16 protein-coding genes and 1 pseudogene are annotated in these 18,315 nt (G+C 55.5%); 10 read left to right on the plus strand and 7 right to left on the minus strand.

The window, feature by feature from the left end; translation table 11 throughout:
* Positions 1-189 precede the first annotated feature (189 nt).
* The 4 genes from HAD_RS18010 (at position 190) to HAD_RS10430 (ending at position 6,281) form a co-directional block, all read left to right on the plus strand.
* Positions 190-2,244: a fumarylacetoacetate hydrolase family protein gene (locus HAD_RS18010; protein WP_051596118.1), complete on the plus strand. Its 2,055-nt coding sequence runs from the start codon at positions 190-192 to the stop codon at positions 2,242-2,244.
* Positions 2,245-2,325: 81 nt separating this feature from the next.
* Positions 2,326-4,572: a TonB-dependent receptor gene (locus HAD_RS10420; RefSeq protein WP_035570908.1), complete on the plus strand. Its 2,247-nt coding sequence runs from the start codon at positions 2,326-2,328 to the stop codon at positions 4,570-4,572.
* Positions 4,573-4,721: 149 nt separating this feature from the next.
* Positions 4,722-6,050, plus strand: coding sequence for an MFS transporter (locus tag HAD_RS10425; protein ID WP_162177496.1), 1,329 nt, complete (start codon positions 4,722-4,724; stop codon positions 6,048-6,050).
* Positions 6,051-6,071: 21 nt separating this feature from the next.
* Positions 6,072-6,281: a glutathione S-transferase N-terminal domain-containing protein gene (locus HAD_RS10430; RefSeq protein ID WP_035570910.1), complete on the plus strand. Its 210-nt coding sequence runs from the start codon at positions 6,072-6,074 to the stop codon at positions 6,279-6,281.
* A gap of 544 nt (positions 6,282-6,825) precedes the next feature.
* Here HAD_RS10430 and HAD_RS10435 read toward each other — a convergent pair.
* The gene (locus HAD_RS10435; protein ID WP_051596119.1) at positions 6,826-7,632 is read right to left on the minus strand and encodes an enoyl-CoA hydratase/isomerase family protein; all 807 of its coding nucleotides are present in this window, start codon (positions 7,630-7,632) and stop codon (positions 6,826-6,828) included.
* A gap of 194 nt (positions 7,633-7,826) precedes the next feature.
* On the opposite strand from HAD_RS10435, the gene HAD_RS10440 reads away from it, so the two are divergent.
* From HAD_RS10440 to HAD_RS18675, 3 genes are all read left to right on the plus strand, one after another.
* A complete protein-coding gene (locus tag HAD_RS10440; RefSeq protein WP_035572095.1) occupies positions 7,827-8,483 on the plus strand; it encodes an IS6 family transposase in 657 nt (218 codons plus the stop codon).
* A gap of 101 nt (positions 8,484-8,584) precedes the next feature.
* Positions 8,585-9,400: a hypothetical protein gene (locus HAD_RS10445; RefSeq protein ID WP_035570912.1), complete on the plus strand. Its 816-nt coding sequence runs from the start codon at positions 8,585-8,587 to the stop codon at positions 9,398-9,400.
* 547 nt (positions 9,401-9,947) lie between these two features.
* Entirely contained in the window at positions 9,948-10,199 is a 252-nt protein-coding gene (locus HAD_RS18675; protein WP_162177497.1) for a hypothetical protein, read from the plus strand.
* Between the two features lie 102 nt (positions 10,200-10,301).
* Here the strand turns inward: HAD_RS18675 and HAD_RS10455 are convergent, their stop codons facing one another.
* From HAD_RS10455 to HAD_RS18015, 4 genes are all read right to left on the minus strand, one after another.
* The gene (locus HAD_RS10455) at positions 10,302-10,802 is read right to left on the minus strand and encodes a hypothetical protein (protein WP_156942224.1); all 501 of its coding nucleotides are present in this window, start codon (positions 10,800-10,802) and stop codon (positions 10,302-10,304) included.
* Between the two features lie 136 nt (positions 10,803-10,938).
* On the minus strand, positions 10,939-11,706 hold the full coding sequence (locus HAD_RS10460) for a DKNYY domain-containing protein (RefSeq protein WP_035570917.1): 768 nt from the start codon (positions 11,704-11,706) through the stop codon (positions 10,939-10,941).
* Between the two features lie 3 nt (positions 11,707-11,709).
* A complete protein-coding gene (locus HAD_RS10465; RefSeq protein ID WP_035570918.1) occupies positions 11,710-12,609 on the minus strand; it encodes a hypothetical protein in 900 nt (299 codons plus the stop codon).
* A 37-nt stretch (positions 12,610-12,646) separates the two neighbouring features.
* The gene (locus HAD_RS18015) at positions 12,647-13,468 is read right to left on the minus strand and encodes a hypothetical protein (RefSeq protein ID WP_051596120.1); all 822 of its coding nucleotides are present in this window, start codon (positions 13,466-13,468) and stop codon (positions 12,647-12,649) included.
* Positions 13,469-13,691: 223 nt separating this feature from the next.
* Between HAD_RS18015 and HAD_RS10480 the strand changes: the two genes are divergently transcribed.
* Complete coding sequence (locus HAD_RS10480; protein WP_035570922.1) at positions 13,692-13,961, plus strand: hypothetical protein; 270 nt, start codon at positions 13,692-13,694, stop codon at positions 13,959-13,961.
* Positions 13,962-14,018: 57 nt separating this feature from the next.
* Here HAD_RS10480 and HAD_RS10485 read toward each other — a convergent pair whose 3' ends face one another.
* A complete protein-coding gene (locus tag HAD_RS10485; RefSeq protein WP_156942225.1) occupies positions 14,019-14,459 on the minus strand; it encodes a hypothetical protein in 441 nt (146 codons plus the stop codon).
* Positions 14,460-14,472: 13 nt separating this feature from the next.
* Complete coding sequence (locus HAD_RS10490; protein ID WP_156942226.1) at positions 14,473-15,114, minus strand: hypothetical protein; 642 nt, start codon at positions 15,112-15,114, stop codon at positions 14,473-14,475.
* Between the two features lie 125 nt (positions 15,115-15,239).
* Between HAD_RS10490 and HAD_RS10495 the strand changes: the two are divergent.
* Both HAD_RS10495 and HAD_RS10500 read left to right on the plus strand, forming a co-directional pair.
* Positions 15,240-15,944, plus strand: a pseudogene (locus HAD_RS10495) (IS6 family transposase).
* 536 nt (positions 15,945-16,480) lie between these two features.
* Entirely contained in the window at positions 16,481-18,226 is a 1,746-nt protein-coding gene (locus HAD_RS10500; protein WP_084331876.1) for a sulfatase family protein, read from the plus strand.
* Positions 18,227-18,315: the final 89 nt, after the last annotated feature.

Consider the following 18,315-nt stretch of genomic DNA (forward strand, 5'->3'; position numbering starts at 1 on the left):
GTTGAAAACTTTTGTTGACGTACGGAACGGTACGATATTAACATCATTGGTACCGATAGGGATCAGAATAAGATCCGGCATAATTAGGGGGAGTGACATGAATTATCAGCAGCGATCACGAATATGCTCAATACGGATAGCGCCCGTCCGCGTCCGGCAGGCCGTTGTGGCTCAGAATCGGGGCGTGTCGTGAAGCTCGTCACCTACAGACTGTTGTCAGGGCAACCTGAAGAGAAGCTCGGCGCCCTCTCGTCCGACGAATCCGAAATCATCGATCTCCAGGCAGCCTGCCAGGCACTGAATGGCGAGCCGTCGGCGTATTTTAAAGACATGATCGCGTTCGTTTCCGGCGGAAGCGCGGCGCAGGAACAAGCGGCTGAACTCGTCTCCAAGGCCAGACCTGACGCAAAACTTTCCGTATCGGATGTCAAGCTGCTCGCTCCGCTTCGGCCGCGCGTCATGCGCGACACGATGTGCTTTGAAGGCCATCTGATAAATTGCCGGAAAACGTCAATGCGGATGCAGGGACAGGATCCCGATTCGGTTGATCCCGAGGAGCTGATGCCGGGAGAGCTGTGGTACACCCGGCCGCTGTATTACAAGGTCAACGTGAATTCCATCATCGGGACGGATGAAGAAGTGACCTATCCCGAAGGCGAGCAGTTCAAGGACTATGAGCTCGAGCTTGCTGTCGTGATTGGCAAGGAAGGCAAGAATATCAATGCCCGCGACGCGATGGACTATGTCGCCGGGTACACGATTTTCAACGACTTCTCGGCGCGCACGACACAGGTTCTGGATATGGGTGATCCGAAGCTCAATCTCGGGCCGGGCGTCTCCAAGGATTTTGCCAACGGACTCGGTCCCTGCATGGTGACGGCCGACGCCTTTGATTTCCGCGATGCAAGGGCAATCGTGCGGGTGAACGGGGAGGTCCGCAGCGAAGGTAATCATGGAACGATCGATCATGATTTCGGTGATGTCATCGCGCACGCCTCTAACAATGTGACGCTCTATCCCGGTGATATAATCTGTACCGGCACCATTACGAATTGTAGCGGGTTCGACATTGGGCGGCCTGTGCGCGTCGATGATGTGATCGAGCTTGAAATTGAGGGCATCGGCGTTCTTCGTCACAAGGTCGTCGCGCCCAAGGCGCAGAAGATGCGTAACAGGCACGGAACCTACAAGCGATCGGTGTGTGCGGTGGGGCCGTCCGGATCACACTTTGCAATCAAGGGCGATTATCCTGATGTGTGGCGCATGTCGGAGCAGATCGCTGACACATGGCGTGTGGATGAGATTCCGGCAACCGCGTCGGCAACGATGACCCGAGATATGGGCAATCTGCCCGTCGAGCATGAGCCACCCAAAGGGGGGAGTATCCTCCGGCACGTCGGTGTAGATCAGAGCTCAATGCCGGTGCTGAAGGATGTTCCGGAAGCGATGCGTCCGGAGGTGATCGCCCGGATTACCGAGATGCACAAGATTATCGGCACCCATTCATTGCCGACGCCGGAAGAGCTTGAAAAGCACCCCACCATGCACAAGACGGACACACTGAATCTGTTCTTCTGCAGTCAGTCGGATGGCTTCGTCTCGCTCAACGAACGAGAGGACATTCCGCTGGAACCCGGCGACACGCTGATCCAAGCGGGTTGCATGCATGGTTGGCGCGGAAAGGGTGTCATCAGTGGCATCCTTGTGTCAGCCGACATGTCGACGCTGGCGCAGCTGACTGAAAAGCCAGCATCGGCATCGTCTTCGGGCCTGAGGAAATTCCGGCGCTATGTCGCGGGAACGATGAAGAGCAACCGCAAGGAAAGCGGAGAGTCTGATGTTCTGATCAATGATTACTCTCCGAATGCTGCAGAGCTGCGGGATGCGGATGGCGATCTACTTGGCTATGCAGGGGATATCTGGAAAACATCAAGTCAACAGGCTGATATTTCCTGCAAAGAAGACGTGATCACAGAGCCTATGGCAGACAGGCCTGCCAAAGGCGGTGTTACTTTCAGGATGATCGAGCTGCTGCCCGGCAAGAGGCTGAACACCAACCCGGACATTCTCAACTACTATTGCGTCGTGTCAGGCGAACTGAGTGCGCACAGCGAAAATGGTGCCGCAATCGCTCGGGATATGGAAGACATCATTCAGCTGCCGGGAGCGGCACTAACGCTCGAGAATACGGGAAGTACTCCGCTGACAATGGCACATTTTATGACCGACGCAGACAAAACATAGCGGACAGCGAAGGCGAACGGGGTGGAACAAACTTCGGCCTGGGAGACAGCAAAGTATAATTTCTGTTCTGGGAGGAACACGATGACCAAAATAAATCTTGAGGTCTTGAAACTGTGCACAGCGTGCTCGATTATTGCGCTCACTGCGGCCCCGGCCGTAGCACAGAATGCGGACACCACTGATGCGGACGAAGTGGCGTCGGCGTCCGAGGCCGCGCCAACCGAATCCAGAAGGCTGGCGCCTGTGACGGTTACCTCGCGGAAGCGCGAGGAATCGCTTCAGGACGTACCAATGTCGATTACCGCAGTCGATGCGGGGTTGATGCAGGACTCGGGCTATATTGATCTCTCGCAGGTGCAGAGGGTTTCGACCAACGTCGTCATCGCCAATATCGGCACGTACATTCCCCGTATCTATATTCGCGGCATCGGGACACGCAATTTCGACCTCGGAAGCGAACAGTCGGTTGGCGTGTTTGTCGACGGTGTGTACCAGGCTCGGCCCTCAAACCTGGACCTCGGTCTGTTGGACCTGGAGCGCGTTGAGGTGCTGAAAGGCCCGCAGGGAACGCTTTACGGCCGCAACACGATTGCAGGCGCACTTTCGGTTGTCACACAGGCTCCGTCAGAAGTCTTTGAAGGTCATATCTCGGCTGAGCTGGGTTCGAGCGTTATCAGCGGTGATGATTTCTACAACCTGTCCGGGCGCATTTCGGGTCCTCTGACGGAAAGCGGTGTCCGCGGTACGCTGGCGGTCGCCTATCGCAACAGGGAGGGCTACCTGCCGGTTCAGAACTCCAGCATTCGAGGCGGCGCAAACGAGGATACGGTCGCGGCAAGGGCGAAGCTGCTCATTCCGCTTTCCAACGCAGCTGACCTGACGCTCATTGGCGACTACATGACTCAGGAAGGCCCCGCTTATGTGCTGAAATCCGTGCCCGTCCTGGATGGCAGCGGCAACGTTGTTCCGCTTGATAAGGACGATCTCTATAAGCCTGAGGCCAACCGTGATGATATTGGACTCGATAGAGATACTTGGGGGTTGTCGGCGACACTTGATTGGGATCTCGGCGCTTTCGATCTGACATCGATAACAGCCTACCGTGAACTCAGCTTCTATGATCGCTTCGACAATGATGCGACCGCTGTTGATGCAACAGAGCGCGACACGACTGAAGACTCCAGTCAGTTCTCGCAGGAAATCAGGCTTAACCGATCCACCGATGCCTACAATCTGCTGCTGGGCGCCTATTACGGGCACGATGAAGGTGATCGGCTGTTTTCGCTGAACTGGACCTTGCCGGTTCCGACGTGGCAGCTCGACGCCAAGACGTCCCTCGATTCCAAGAACTATGCGGTTTTTGGTCAGCTCGAATACTTTGTGACGGATGCACTCAGCCTCACTGTCGGCGCGCGCTACGGTGAGGATGAGAAGGAGTTTGTATATAATACGGTCTCCAGCATGCCGGCCTTCGCAAACTTCACGCAGCCGCTGAACAAGAAGTGGGACTCCTTCGATCCGATGGTGTCGCTTGCCTACGACTTCAACGAGAACAATATGGCGTATGTGTCATACGCTTCCGGTTACAAATCGGGAGCCTTCCAGTGGCTGGCGCGCAACGCGATTGCTGCCAGCGAGGTTGCTGCGCCGGAAGACGTCGATTCATACGAGATCGGATACAAGGGCTTTCTGGCGGATGGTCGCCTTGAGTTGAACGCCTCCGCGTTCCACATGAAGTATAAAGATCTTCAGCTGCTGCTGTACCGGAATATCTCGCCGCCAAGTCTGCCTGAGCAGTTTATTCCTCTGACAGTAAACGCCGCAGATAGCACGATCGACGGACTGGAGATCGAGACAAAGACGATCCTTACCGATCAGTGGTCGCTGGATTTCAGTTATGCCTATCTTGATGGCACCTATGACGAGTTTGTCCGCGAATTGCCGACTGGTGAAATCCAGGACTTTTCAGGCAATCCCCTTGTGAGAGCTCCGAAAAATACCGTGAACGTCGCTCTGAATTATTTCGAGGATTACAGCTTCGGTACTGTGGGTGCCCGGGTCGGCTATTTCTGGCGGGACGAGTGGAACCATGAAGAGGACGCAAACGCGATCAACCCGCGGTCGACGGTTCCGGCAACGGGCCTGCTGGATGCATCGGTTTCACTGGGTTTCGATAATGGATGGGAATTATCGGTCTGGGGACGAAACCTTACTGACGAGCGATACCAGCAGGGTCTTATTAACACGACTGGTTCGCCTCAGCAGATCTTCCCGAACGAGCCCAGAACGTATGGCGTGCGTGTGAAAAAGTCCTTCGGCGGCAACTAGCTTGCTCTGTCAGTTTCCTCCCAAGACAGCACCTGTCGGTAGCGGCCCACTTCGGTGGGCAGCTGCTCGGCATTGTACTGGCCGTCAACTCGGCCCGTCTGGCGTTTCCCAGAAGCTGAACCCAGATGAGTTGGAAATTTAATTGTATGATGGCTGACGGAAAAGCAAAACGACTTTCCTTCCTGGCTCTATTTGGACTGGGTGCCCCGGCGTTTCCCATGTTCGCGCTTATGATGCCACTCGTCGTATTCATTCCCGCTTTTTATGCTGACAATATGGGGCTGGGTATGGCCACGGTAGGGACCATTTTCCTGGTGGCGCGGATTTTCGACGCGGTGACGGATCCCCTGGCCGGCTCTATCATGGACAAGACGCAAGCGGTGATTTCCCGCAAGGGATGGGTGGTCATCGGGGCCATTCCGCTTTTTCTCGCAACGTGGCAGATATTTCTGACGCCCGGCAGCAAGGGGGCTGTCGAGTTTACGGTCTGGCTGCTGGTCCTCTATGCCGGATGGACACTGATGAGCGTCGGCCTATACAGCTGGGCCGGCGAGGCCGGGAGCAACTATAACGAACGCTCGCGCATCATGGGCGCCATCCAGATCGCCAACAGTCTTGGCACGATCGGTGTTCTGCTGCTTCCCGTGGTTCTTGAGATATCGGGCGACAGCGAGAATGTCGCGCAAACGCGCATCTGGGTCATGGGTGCCTTCATCCTCATCGCGCTACCGGTAGTGCTGCTCCTCGCCTGGTTCCTGGCCCCGAACGGTCAGGTTGCAAAGAAGCCGGGCAGGGTCATACCCGCTCTAAAGCAGGCATTGAAAAACCCGGCCATGTTGCGTCTGCTGGCGGCCGATTTCATCGTTGGGTGCAAGGCCGGTATCGCGACGGCACTCGGAATCTTCTTCATAGAGATCGTATCTGACCTACCGGGCCGGGCCGGCACGCTCCAGCTTTTGTCGCTCGTCGCATCTCTGCTAGCCATTCCGGTCTTTGTGCGGCTGTCTGAACACTTCGAGAAACATCATGTGCTCGTCCTGAACGCGCTTGCGGCGGCAATCGCCGGCGCGATTGCACTGATCGCTCCTGTCGGAACGCTCTGGATCGTCGCGATGATCTATTTTCTGTTTGGCGTCGCGAACGGATCGACCCAGTTGCTGATCCGATCGATCATGGCGGACATTGTGGACGAGGAATATGCGCTCTCGGGGAACAGCAATTCCGGGCTGTACTTCTCCTTCCTGACCACAACCCTCAAGCTCAGTCTCAGCATCGGGGTGACAGCCAGTTTCTGGACTGCCGCCGCATTGGGCTTTGATCCATCACTGGCGCGCTTGGATGACAGTGCACACTGGGTTATCCGCACCTTGCTGGGCGTCGGGCCCATTGTTGCCGTGGCGCTCCTGGCGGCAGTCATGTGGCGGTTTCCGATGCGGCGGGAAGATTTATCCGCAGCCCCGGCCGACGCCGCATCCTGATGTCTCGGAAGGAAGCCGATCATGACAGATGCGACGCTGTATTATTTCCCGTGGGCCTGCTCGCGCGTGACAATGACCACGCTCGATCAGGCGGGAGTCGACTATAAGGCTGTGCTTGTCGACGGGCGGAAATGTGAGACACGATCCGGTGAGTATCTGAAAGCAAATCCGCACGGTAAAGTACCGGCCGTTTTGTGGCGCGGCCGGATCATGAGGGAAACGCGGCGCTGATCCTGTTTCTGTCGAAGCTCTATCCGAAGGCAGATATCCGTTCCGGGACGGACGACCTTTTTGAAAAGCAGGGCAAAGGGCGGATCTGTTCTGGTGTTCGAGCACGCTCCACCCCACCGCGCGGCAGATCGCGACGCCCCAGAAGCGGACGGTTTCACAGCCGGACGGTATCAGGCGGGACGGCCTGTCCAAGCTGGCGACGGATAGCACCCGGATCGCTGACCGGGTAGGGGCGGCTAGTGGTATGGCGCGCAATGGGGCATCATCGATGCCTATATCTGGTGGGCCGATGCATTGGCAGAGGGGAAGGTCTCCGGCTACGAACTACTACGACCTGGCGGAATGCCTTGAGCGATCCGCATTGTGGCCTGCTTATCAGCAGGCGTTGACGCGCGAAACAAGCGGGTGATGTTATTTCTGTTCTTCGGCGGGAGCCGTGTCGGTCTGAACGAGCTTGAAATAGTCCGTCCTGACGCTTCGTCTCGGCGAGATGTGCGTGAATATCGGTGAGGCAAATCTCTGCCTATGGTGCCCTGAGAAGAACTCACTTATCCGATCCAAAGTTAGGAGGGCGTTTTTCAAGGAATGCCTTCACAGCCTCAGAGAAATCTTTGGACACGAGGAGCTCGGGTTGCACTCTTGCTTCCATATCGAGGTGTTCGTGTAGAGACTGGCTGGTCGCCTTATCCATGGCGCGGCGTGTTTCGACGTAGGCGCAAGTTGGGCCGAGAGCGAGGATTTGGGCCGTTGCCTCTACCTCCTGATGCAGGTCTTCGTCCGGAACGGCCTTCCAAATCAAACCATGCTCGACCGCTTCTGTCGAAGTCATTGGTTCACCGAAGAAAGCGCTGGCAATGGCTCGCGCCCTGCCCATGCTCCTGGGCGGATGCCAGCTGGCGCCCATATCAGGTATGAGGCCGAGTTGGCCTGTGAACACGAGAACGAATTTGGCACTTTCAGCCGCAATCACCAGGTCGCATGCCAATGCAAGCCCATAGCCCCCTCCCGCCGCGACGCCATTGACGGCGGCGATCGTCGGGACCGGCATGTCCAGCAGCTTCTTTATGATGGCATTAAATTCCTCATCCATTCGCCGTTGATGTGCCATCTTCCGCTGGCTCTCGTCCCCTTCGAGGGGAACGCGCTCACTCAAATCTGCTCCGGCACAAAATCCCCGGCCGGCGCCCGTCAGTATCAGTACATGCATGGCTGGGTCTGCGGCGCACGCGTCCAGTGCCTCATTGAGATCATGACGCAGTTGCGTTCCGAGCGCGTTCAGCTTTTCAGGCACATCAAGTCTGAGTGTGAATACTGAGCCCCTCTTGCTGAGTTCAATGGTCCTAGTCCCCAATTCCTGCTCCTTTTACACCTGAAGTGCGATCTGCCTTCTGGCCATCAATTTGGCATGCAAATCGACCTGCGTCACAGAGAAAATCTGTCCGAGGGTCATTGTCTAAACAACCAAGGTTGAGGCGGTGCAATCTGGAGGGCATTGTCAGCGGAACTGAGCTTGAGGCAGCCAATCCAGGCGTTTAGCATCGGCAAATGAGCCAGAACCCGTTCCGCTATTTCAAAACGTCACCCGAGATCATCCAGCTAGCAGTGATGATGTATGTCCGAATTCCGCTGTCATTGCGCAACGTCGAAGACCTTCTCCATGAGCGAGGGATCGATATCTGCCACGAAACGGTTCGGCACTGGGTAGATCGTTTCGGTACTCATTTCGCATACAAGATCCGTAAGCGCCGGTCTGAACGAATGAGACAATCGCCTCAATGGCAGTGGCACCTGGACGAGGTCTTCATCAAAATTCGAGGAGAACGGCACTATCTTTGGCGGGCTGTCGACCATGAAGGCGAAGTGCTCGAGTCATATGTAACGAAGACCTGGAACAAGGCTTCTGCATTGAAATTTCTAAAGAAAGCTATGAAGCGATACGGCAGTCCGCGAGTGGTCGTCACGGATAGGTGCCCGTCCTATCGGGCTGCAATGAAGGTCATCGGAAATGATGCGTGCCAGGAAACTGGGCGGCATCTCAACAATCGTGCCGAGAATTCGCACCTTCCTTTCCGACGACGGGAGCGGGCGATGTCTCGGTTCCAGCGCATGCGAAGTCTGCAGAAGTTCGTTTCAGTTCATTCGTCAGTGTGCAATCACTTCAACTTCGAAAGGCATGTCAACTCCAGAATTCGATTCAAATAGAAACGTGGCGCCGCTCTACTCGAATCGCGGCAATTTCTGCCTTTCTGTGGACCATCTGTTCCAGCTATCCTCCCACCTTTGCGAAGAACCGCCAGAGATTGATGAAGACTGAAGACGCATTCGCCCTGATTGACCATGAGTATGAGGCCGATGACGGCCTGCTCATCAAGTTTCGCTTGAGCGACGATGTCGAAACCGAACGACTTGAACAGTTTCATGAGGCCCTTCAAACACTCGCTGAACATTATGACCAGCAAACGCATGTCGAGAGCGACGTGGCGTATAAAATCATGTCCTTTCGGGACACATTATCAGCGAGTGCCGGCCACTGGAAAGTCTCCCGCCCCGAGGGCCTGACAGTCCAGATGACCACGAAGCTCATAATTGCTCTGAGCGGAGTCTTCGCCGGTCGTGGGGCCTCACAGGCAAACTCGAACAAGCTGAACGGCACCATCCAGAAAAAATGGCGCGAAGGCTTTGTGGTCGGCTATGACTGCATTACCTATGGCGACGGGCAAATCGTCTTCGCGAATGCCTACAGCGTCTACGATCCGAATACCCATGAGACGACGCTCTACTGGTCGCCTCTCTGCGATACGACCGTCGCCTCGCTTCTCAAATATAATGACGATATCTGGACCGAGGTCGATATCTTCCGCGATCCCTTCGAGTTTCAAGGCCAGAAGATCGTCTTCGGTGATGGTGGCATGGGCAATGAAGGCTACATCGCCTCCGTGACGCCGGACAATGATCTCAACTGGAGCCTGTTCTTCACCAATTCGAACCCAATCATGCGCGCAGAAATGCGCGGCCGGACGATTGTGGCCTATGGCGAGACGGGCTTTATCGCCCACATCAACATCGACAATCCGGCGGACATCTCCGTCACCCATGAAAATTCGATCAGGGACACGTGACCGCCCGCGTAACGCTACATCCAGATCGGCAGTGACGCGGCCTACTCCCAAAGCCTTCCGCGGCAGCAGATTTAATACAGTCTGCGCGCATTGTCGGAGACAGTCGCAGACCGCCTTCCTGCTAACTGAAGAAGACTGGCCAGAGCAAGCTCCCGGCTTGGCAAAGAACCTTCATTCCGTGCTAAGGCAGTCGCTTGAGGCTTGGTGCATTGAGAACAACGCCAAACTGGTTATCGATGAGACCGGCATTGCCTTCTGAACCTGGTCAATTTTGCTAGCGGAGTTTCATCCCATGCCGAGTGGAAAACAGATTCTCCTATCTCAGCTGACCGAATACTCGCAGCGCCGAACCGTTGAGGATGAGATTGAAACCGCCAGTGAAAGGATCAAGGCCGGCCTGCTCCTGCACGGGTCTACCTCACACCAGATGTGGAAAACAGTTTCTCATCTCGCATGGGTCCAAAGTCACAATCATACGGAAGGCCGACCGCCCTACCTTGAAAGGCAAGGATTGGGGCTTGGAAAGTCTGGCCTTCTTCTGAGTGATTTGTTCGAAGCCCTCACCGATGATCCGGCAATAGCCGAGGCGCTCGCAACCGATGACCCGAAATTGTCGAAGGACAGCGTACAGGCAGGCTTGCATGTGATCTGGCTGCTCCTCAAGGCGCTGGAATGGTCGAAAGCCCATGAGGCGGTTGAGATTGATGGAAGTTTCAGTGAAGACCGCAAGACGCAGCTGATCGCGAGCTATGTCGACAAACTCAAGGCGTTCGAAGCAAATCCGGATGATTTTTCATGAGATGGCGCTGATAGGTCTGCAGCACCTCCCTGGCTTTCCTGCATTCATCCATGCGAATTCAGGGTCTCTTCTATAAAGCAATCGGGGGCGGGCTGGTCCGGTTTAACCCGGATCTTCGCTTCGATATTCGAGCCTGTCTATGCGGAGCTCATCTTCCTCACCGGCAAGTTGGACGACCAGATAGTCAGACACGCCGCGTCCTTCGATGGATTCCCGATACGGATCGTTTTCGTGCTGATACACTTCAAACCTGTCCCAGTCTGCCAGCACTTTCTGGAGGTCAAACGTGATTTCGAATTTCGAAACTGGTTTGCGTTCACATGCCCAACCGTCGCCGTCATTTGTGACTTCCAGGCGGAATGGCCCGTCAACGCGACTGGCGGGGAGCGCATCAAGCACGCCATCCGTATTTCCGTCGCACCGGTTGTCGACGTGGTAGACGAAGGTGAATTCGGGGGCCATGAAGGCTGAGACAGCCTGTCCGTTCTCGAGGCGCCCGGACAAGTCCGTCAGAAAGACGAGCGGTGCATTTGCTTGCGCAACTGGCTCGGCATTGTCTGTTTGAGATGTCGGCGTGTCGCTTCCGGTTGTGGCTGTGGTCACAGTGTTTGTCGTTTGCGGCTCATGACATGCGGCAAGCGACAGTGCGACCGTCAGGACAAGAGCGCGGGGCGCTTGAGCGAACGACGTGCCGATGGCCTGCGGCCACTTGCGTGTCCTGAAACATGCTTTGCCCATATCAGATCCGGTTCTTCCCGGAGAATCCCGAATGCTTGTCGCGGGCCGTCCCGTCGGCAAGAATTTCAAAGCTCTCCCTGTCGGCGTCCTTCAGGACAAAACTCATGAAGTAGATCTTGTCGCCGCTCGTCGAATAAGGCGACTTGAGAAACGTCCAGTCATCCGGATTAGCGCCGGCCAGTTTCTTTGCGTTATAGAACACGCTCTTTGCATCGTGCGAAAAGCCATTCCTGACCATGCTCCACGTCGCGACATCCGCGCCTTTGATGAGTGCGCCTTCGTAAAAACACTGCGTGTCCGTCGTGGCGGCAGGAATGGGGTGCTCCCCGGTCTGTTCGACCAGGCCCAGGGTCATTGGCATGGCACAGCTCGTGATCGGCCGGCCGCAATAATAGGCGAAGGCGGCATCGCGCGCATATCCAGCGCCGATGACCTTGAGCCCCTCGGCAGAGCCGCTTTTCAAGGGCTTCAAGCTGGTTTCGAACTCGCAATAGCCGCAGTCCTTGTCGCGAAAATACCCATCTCCAAGCGGGGTGAAGCTATCGCGGTCGACGGTCTTCATCGTCGTCCAGGCATGGTACACACAGTCTTTGTCACGGGCGATGAAGTCAGAGCCTTCCAGGACTTCAAAGCTTTCAACATCTGCTGTTCGGTTCACCCGCGTCTGGTGCACGATCTTGCCGTCCGTGACTTCCCAGAAGGATTTCGCCTTGTCGATGTGCATGGGCACGCGTTGGTCCGGCAGATCAGTGAGCTTGATCCAGGTCATGTGTCAGGCCTCCACCCAGTCTATATGGTCAATCGCAGTGCTACGCGGCTTTCCGGACAGGCGCTCATATGTGTCGAGGAGCGTATCGAGCTTCTTGCGATTGCAGGCCGGGCAGAAGGCCCGCTGTCTTGAACCGATCGGCTTTATGAGCCCCATCGCGCCGCACTTGTCGCACGCATCCTCGGCATAGTTGGCCAGAAGATGCGGCACCGCTTTTTCACACCCCTCCGGCAGATACCGTTCCAGCTCCGCATAGAATTCAAAAGGGTGATGGAACGGGCTGATGTGGATATAGCGGAGCTTGCTGAAAGCCTGAAAATCCGCCGCGTTGAACACCGTCTTCTTGCTAAAGAATTTCAGGTGTTCGAGCTTTGTCAGGGTGAACAAAGCCGCTGTGTCCGGCAGCACGCTGCCACGTCCATGCAGGTCGCCTTCAATCGCAAACTCACGGAGGTTCGGTAGCGTGGCGAGGGCGCTGATATCATTGAGCTTCAGCAGCTCTGACAGGAAGAGGCTCTCAAGCTGAGCCATGCCACTTAGGAAAGACAGGTCCGCCAGCTTCTTCACATTGTACAGGATGAGGTATTTCAGCGCCGAAAGTGGTGCCAGAGATGGCCAGTTCTCCTGGCCATCATGACTGATTTGCATCACCTCCAGCTTTGGCAGCTGGCAGAGGTCATTGAGCAGTTCAGCCGAAAACGTATTTCTGCCTAGCCCCAAATAACGAACAGATTTGAAGTCAGGCAGAAGATGCAGGTTCTTTGTCTTCGAGCTGAAACTGATCAGCTCGGCATTCGGGTCCAGTTCCGCGAAATCGCTGACCGACACCTCTTCCTCATAAACTCCGAGATAGGGCATTTCATAGCCACCATTTATGGTGGTCATGAACGTCTTCTTCGTCATTGTCCTCTACTCCCCCCGATCTTATCAATGCGCCAATTTAATCAGCCAGGTCCGGGAAGACCTTCGACGCGACGTCGTAATCCACGCCCATACCGCCTCTCCAGCCGGCCAGCGGATGCACGATATCGGAGCGTGCGGGCTGGCCATCAGTATCATGATCGCTCGGAAGAATACCGGCTACGGCCAATGTTTGAAGGATGCCGTAGCGCTTATACTTGTCGGTCTTCGGCAACAGTTTTAGCGACGCGATCCGCTTTTCCAGCTGACCGGGTGTTTCGTCCTCGCTCGCATCGCTGATCGCCTGCAGTAGCGAGGATAATTTCTCAACCTGGACCGTCGTGACCTCCGGCGCCTCCCAGTCAGACGCCTCCTCCAGCTCCGGCAAGAAGTGCGCGGGCGTCTCGTTCCAGCTATGACCGAGATAATAGGTGTAGAGCGCATGGGTCCTGTCGAAGACGGTCTGCTGCGGCAGGCCGCAACCATCGCAATTCACATGGCGCTGTGATGGCGTGAACGCGTGGTCTTCCAGCCCTGCCATGAAGAGATAGCTCATCAGCGTCTGCCGGTAGCGCGGATGGTCCCCTGACAGACCTCTGATGTAATAGCGTGAAGAGGTCTCGAGAGTGAGCGGTGTGGTCTCTCTGAGTTTGAGGAACGCGCGCACCAGATCGTCGTGCGAAAACGTCTGGAAATTGTTTGGCTCAAGATTGTGTTGGCGAAGCAGCTCGGCATCGGCAGGGCTGATGCCGTCGGTCTTGTATCCGATCTCACCAGAGTATTTCATTTCGTAATCCGTATTGTCATAGCTGTAGACAGCTTTGAGCAATTTAAGAATTTTCGACCGCTTCTTGTTTGGCATAGTCTTCTTCTTAACGGGCAATGCGACAGAATTTCGACAAGTCTTGGCCGACAATCAAAACACTAAAGGTGAACATGCTATGACGACATTCCAGTTTCAGCCGAAATGGATGGAAGAAATCGTCGTCACCGCTTCAGGCGGTAGTTTCATTCTCGACCTGACCATGAGGGTCGTCCGCGCCACCTGATCGAAGGCGTGTCTGGCATTTCAAGGAGAGGAAATCATGGCGCTCACAGAACAGAACCTGACCACCGTCAGAACTGATTTCTCCGAGGAAGACATCCCCAGGGTCATGGCGGAACTGGACCGGATCACCACTGCCGAGACCATGGATTCCGAGCACAATCGCAACAACGCCATCGGCGCCATTCTGAGTTTGAGCAAAGGCGACTTCGAGGAACTGAAAAACCTCGTCACGGCCGCGAAGACTGATTTTCGGGATGTGATCTACTGGTGGTATCTGGAAAACAAGAAGGCCACGCATCCTGAATGAGCCGGCCGAGCGAGGCGTTCGAATGACTGAAAACATCAAGACCGTCCACGAAGGCTTTCATTCTTCGCCTTCTCCGGAAGTGCCGGAGCATTTGTAAAGCGGGAAACGCTCGCTCGTGTCCCAGATCATGTCCGTGGCATCGCGCCTTGCCAGGATCGCATCGGCTTGCCCAGCCCCGACTGGCTTCAGGCGCAGTTCGGAGTTCAGCCAGTTCTGTGGACGAAACCGGGTATGCCCCTTTGACACGCCTTCGACATGTACGCGTCCCCTGCGTGGTGGATCGCTCTGCGCCTGGGCTTCCATGCCGGTCAGACCTTCAATGCCATCTGCTGAAACGATGAAACTGATCATGACATCCTTTGTATCGCAGCTCCGGTACCAGGTGCCGTCAATCCAGCCATATTGCTCCAGCACCGACGGCTCTGGCCCGCAGGAGGCGAGAGCGGCCGTCGCAGCAACAGCAATGATCGCGTGCTTATGCCAGGCAAGTTTCGTCATGCGCCGCGCCAGATCATTGCGTCGCCGCAACCGGATCGATCTTGTACAGTCTGCAAAGCGGGTGTTCGGCGCCGTCATAAAAATAGTCTGACCCTTCCCAGCCTTCCTGAAGCGGTGTGGCGCAGACCGGATGATCGAGAAAACTCGGATCGTCCTCGCTGCCACCCTTCGCCTCCCATTCTGCGACCAGTTGCGGAAACTGAAGCCCAAAGGTCTCAAGTTCGTCCCAGTAATATCGTGACTTGAAAACGATCGGTTCGGCATCCGTGCCATAAGAATCGTAAAGCCGAGAGAGATCGCGGGCATGGGCTTCGCAATCCTCTACTTCCGCTTCTTGAAGGGCCTGATCACCCTCGTCCAGCCAATAGGCAAAGCAATGCTGGGGCGGCTTATAGTCCGGGTTCTGTTGCCACCCCAGGCGTGCGAACGTTTGTTGCGCTCCCAAATCCTCGATGAGCTGTCTTGCTGCCTCATCAGCTCTTGCGACGAAGTCGCCTCTGCGTGAATTCGATGCAGAGCTGTTGAGCTCTGCACTTGACTGCGTGCTGTTCTCGTTTGCTCCCACTCCAGGCGACGAACATGACACGATAAAACAGATGAGCGCCAATCCGGCTACGCCTCTATTCAAGCCACTGAGTTTCAGAAAGAATCGCATACATCCCCCACCGATCAGAAAAGGTTGAAACAATATTTTCGGGCGAAATAAGGGCATAAGGGCTTGTCGGCATTGTCAGATTAACCGGGCTTGAGGTGGCCAATCCTGGGATTTAGCCTCGAAAAATGACTAAATCGCCCTTCCGCTGCTTCAAGACGTCGCCCGAAATCATCCAGCTTGCGGTAATGCTGTATGTCCGATTTCCATTGTCGCTGCGCAATGCCGAAGGCCTGCTTCACGAGCGTGGGGTCGATATTTGCCATGAAGCGGTCCGCAACTGGGTCGATCAGTTCGGGACTTATTTCGCGCACAGTATCCGGAAACACTGTTCAGAAGCGATGCGGCAAAGCCCGCAATGGCAGTGGCACCTGGACGAGATCTTTGTGAAGATCCGAGGACAGACTCACTAACTGTGGCGTGCGGTTGATCGCGAAGGTGAGGTGCTGGAATCATTCGTCACGAAGACACGGGACAAGGCTTCCGCATTGAAATTAATGAAGAAAGCCATGAAACGGTATGGCAATGCACATGTCGTTGTGACTGACAAGTGCCCATCGTATCGAGCCCCAATGAAGGTCATTGGGAAAGAAGGTCGCGAGGAGTGCGGCCGGCACATGAACAATCGTGCCGAAAATTCCCACCTCCCTTTCCGCCGACGAGAACGGGCGATGTCTCGGTTCCGGCGGATGCGAAGTTTGCAAAAGTTCGCTTTAATCCATTCGTCTGTGTACAACCACTTCAATCATCAAAGGAACATCGAGAGTAGGGTCAGGTTCAAATCATTGCGTGACGCCGCACTTCTCAAATGGCGCGAGCTTCTCGCTTCCTAAGACCGGCTCGTCCGCGAAAAACGGAGACTGGTTCGAGTTTGTCTGACACCACTTCTTGACTCAATAGTCATATTGGACTAGAGCTCCAAAATACAAGTATTGGCGCTGGGAGGATAAGGTCAGATGCCGGTAACAAAAATTGAAGACATTGCCCATGTGAGATTTTCTGACCCGGGCTTGGTTGAAAAGCGCGCATTTCTGGAAGATTTCGGGTTCTCCTGTTCAATGCACGGGGGGGCGTTTGTATGGGCGGGGCAGAGATGGCCGTCCGTTTTTGCATGCGACTGAGCCTGGAGATCCGGGCTTCAGGGCGCTGGGTTTGCGGGCGTGTGCGCTTCCAATCCGGATACAGAAGAATTGGCGGCATATGCAGGATACATCCGTAACTGGTTGGATGAACACAAGGCGGAAGCCGTCCTCGTCCAGCCGGATAGATATATTTTTTGGAACCGGGGCGCGGGATCGTCTGGCCAAAGCATGGCGGGACAGCGTGCTCCTGCCGTGCGGTATTTTGGCCGAAGTGTGAGGAACAGGACATGAAAGATATGGAAGATAGTAACACGCTAACAAGGAAAACGTTTCTCATGGGGGCTGGAGCACTTCTTGGAACGACTCCTGCATGCGCATCTACTCCCGGTACGCAAGGGATCGGAGTTGCCCCTGGGCGGATCCGACGGCAACGCCCGAATATTCTCCTTGTCATGTCTGACCAGCAGTTCGGCTTGCCTGATCTGCCAAGCAGCCTCGATCTGCCGGGGCATGAGGCCCTGCTGAAGACAGGCGCTTCCTTCACCAATTTCCACGTCCACTTGACGCCATGCGGACCTTCCCGATCAACCTTGTATACTGGGCGACACATTCAGCAGACCAAGGTGATCGCCAATCCGAGTAATCCGCCATATCCGGAGCTGTCGCCTGATATAGCCACTGTAGGAACCTTTCTGAAGGCGCGCGGCTACCAGACGCGCTATAAGGGCAAGTGGCATCTCAGCCTGTTGGGGGACTCATCCGAGAAAGCGCTTATCTCGGCGTCAAAGAGTCGGGCGCTTGAGCCTTATGGTTTCTCGCAATTCAATGAGTATGGTGACCCGACGGGCTATACTTGGGGCGGGCTACGCTATGATCCCGGTATCGCTTCAGACGCGATCAGCATGATCGAAGACATGCGCGCTGATGCTGATGACGGGACCCCCTGGTTCCTGGCAGTCAACTTCGTGAACCCGCATGACATCATGTTCTATGACGCGACCGGCGAGCAGGAGCAAACGCGCCTGGCACAGGGCTTTATTAGTCCGCTCAAAGGTGACCCGGAAATTGGCCCGTACAGGGATTTTTTAGACGCTCCCTTGCCAGCGAGCCTGATGGGCGACGATCTGTCGACCAAGCCCCAATCCCACCGCGACCAGCTTGTTGGGCTTGACTATATTTTTGGCGTGATGGAGCGGAAGGACGAGGAAGCCTGGCGTCGGTATCGCAATTATTATTTCAATTGTGTGCGCGACCTCGACAGGAGTGTCGACGTCCTGCTGCGAGGGCTCAAGGCTTCAGGTCAGGCTGACAATACAATTGTTGTCTTCTGTGCGGACCATGGAGAAATGGCTGGTGCGCATGGTTTGCGGCAAAAGTTGTCGACAATCTACAAGGAGAATCTTCGTGTACCATTCATTGTTCGCCATCCGGATGTGAATGGCGGCTTTGAAACGAAGGCGCTGGCCTCGGCGGTGGACCTTGTCCCGACACTTCTTTCGCTGGCGGGCAATGGAAAGACCGGCGAGGATGATGCGGTCACGTTGCCGGGTCTGGATGTGTCTGGTGCAATCGGGTCGGCCTCGGGGCGGACCCGGCGGGACGAAGAAGGAATTCTGTTCAACAATGCCACTGTATATGGATGGGATAATGACTTCCTCAAACAGCAGCTCAATGCGTTCGCCAATCGGGATACCGAAACGCTCGACGCACTGCAGAAGACCGGGCCTAGCCTGAAAAATCGGGTGCTGATCAGAGGTGTCCATGACGGGCGCTACAAGTTTGCGCGCTACTTTGCTCCGGCGCAGCATCACATTCCAGACACTTGGGACGACCTGCTCCAATACAATGACCTTGAGCTTTATGACACGCTCAATGACCCTGATGAAATGGTCAATCTGGCCGCCGATCCCGGGTTGTATAAGGGGGAAATTGAGCGCCTGAATGGCATGACGAATGCCCTGATCCGGCGCGAAGTGGGGGATGATACAGGGGCAGAATATCCTGGTCCGCCAGAGCGTTACAACACGGTCTGAACAAATTGGGTGGGGGAGTACGCTTGTATCAGAGGCTTCATCATACGATATGAAGCCTCTGCGGCGAATGAAAATTCTGGGTGCAGATC

The sequence above is a fragment of the Hyphomonas adhaerens MHS-3 genome (assembly GCF_000685235.1).
GTDB classification, from domain to species: Bacteria; Pseudomonadota; Alphaproteobacteria; order Caulobacterales; family Hyphomonadaceae; genus Hyphomonas; species Hyphomonas adhaerens.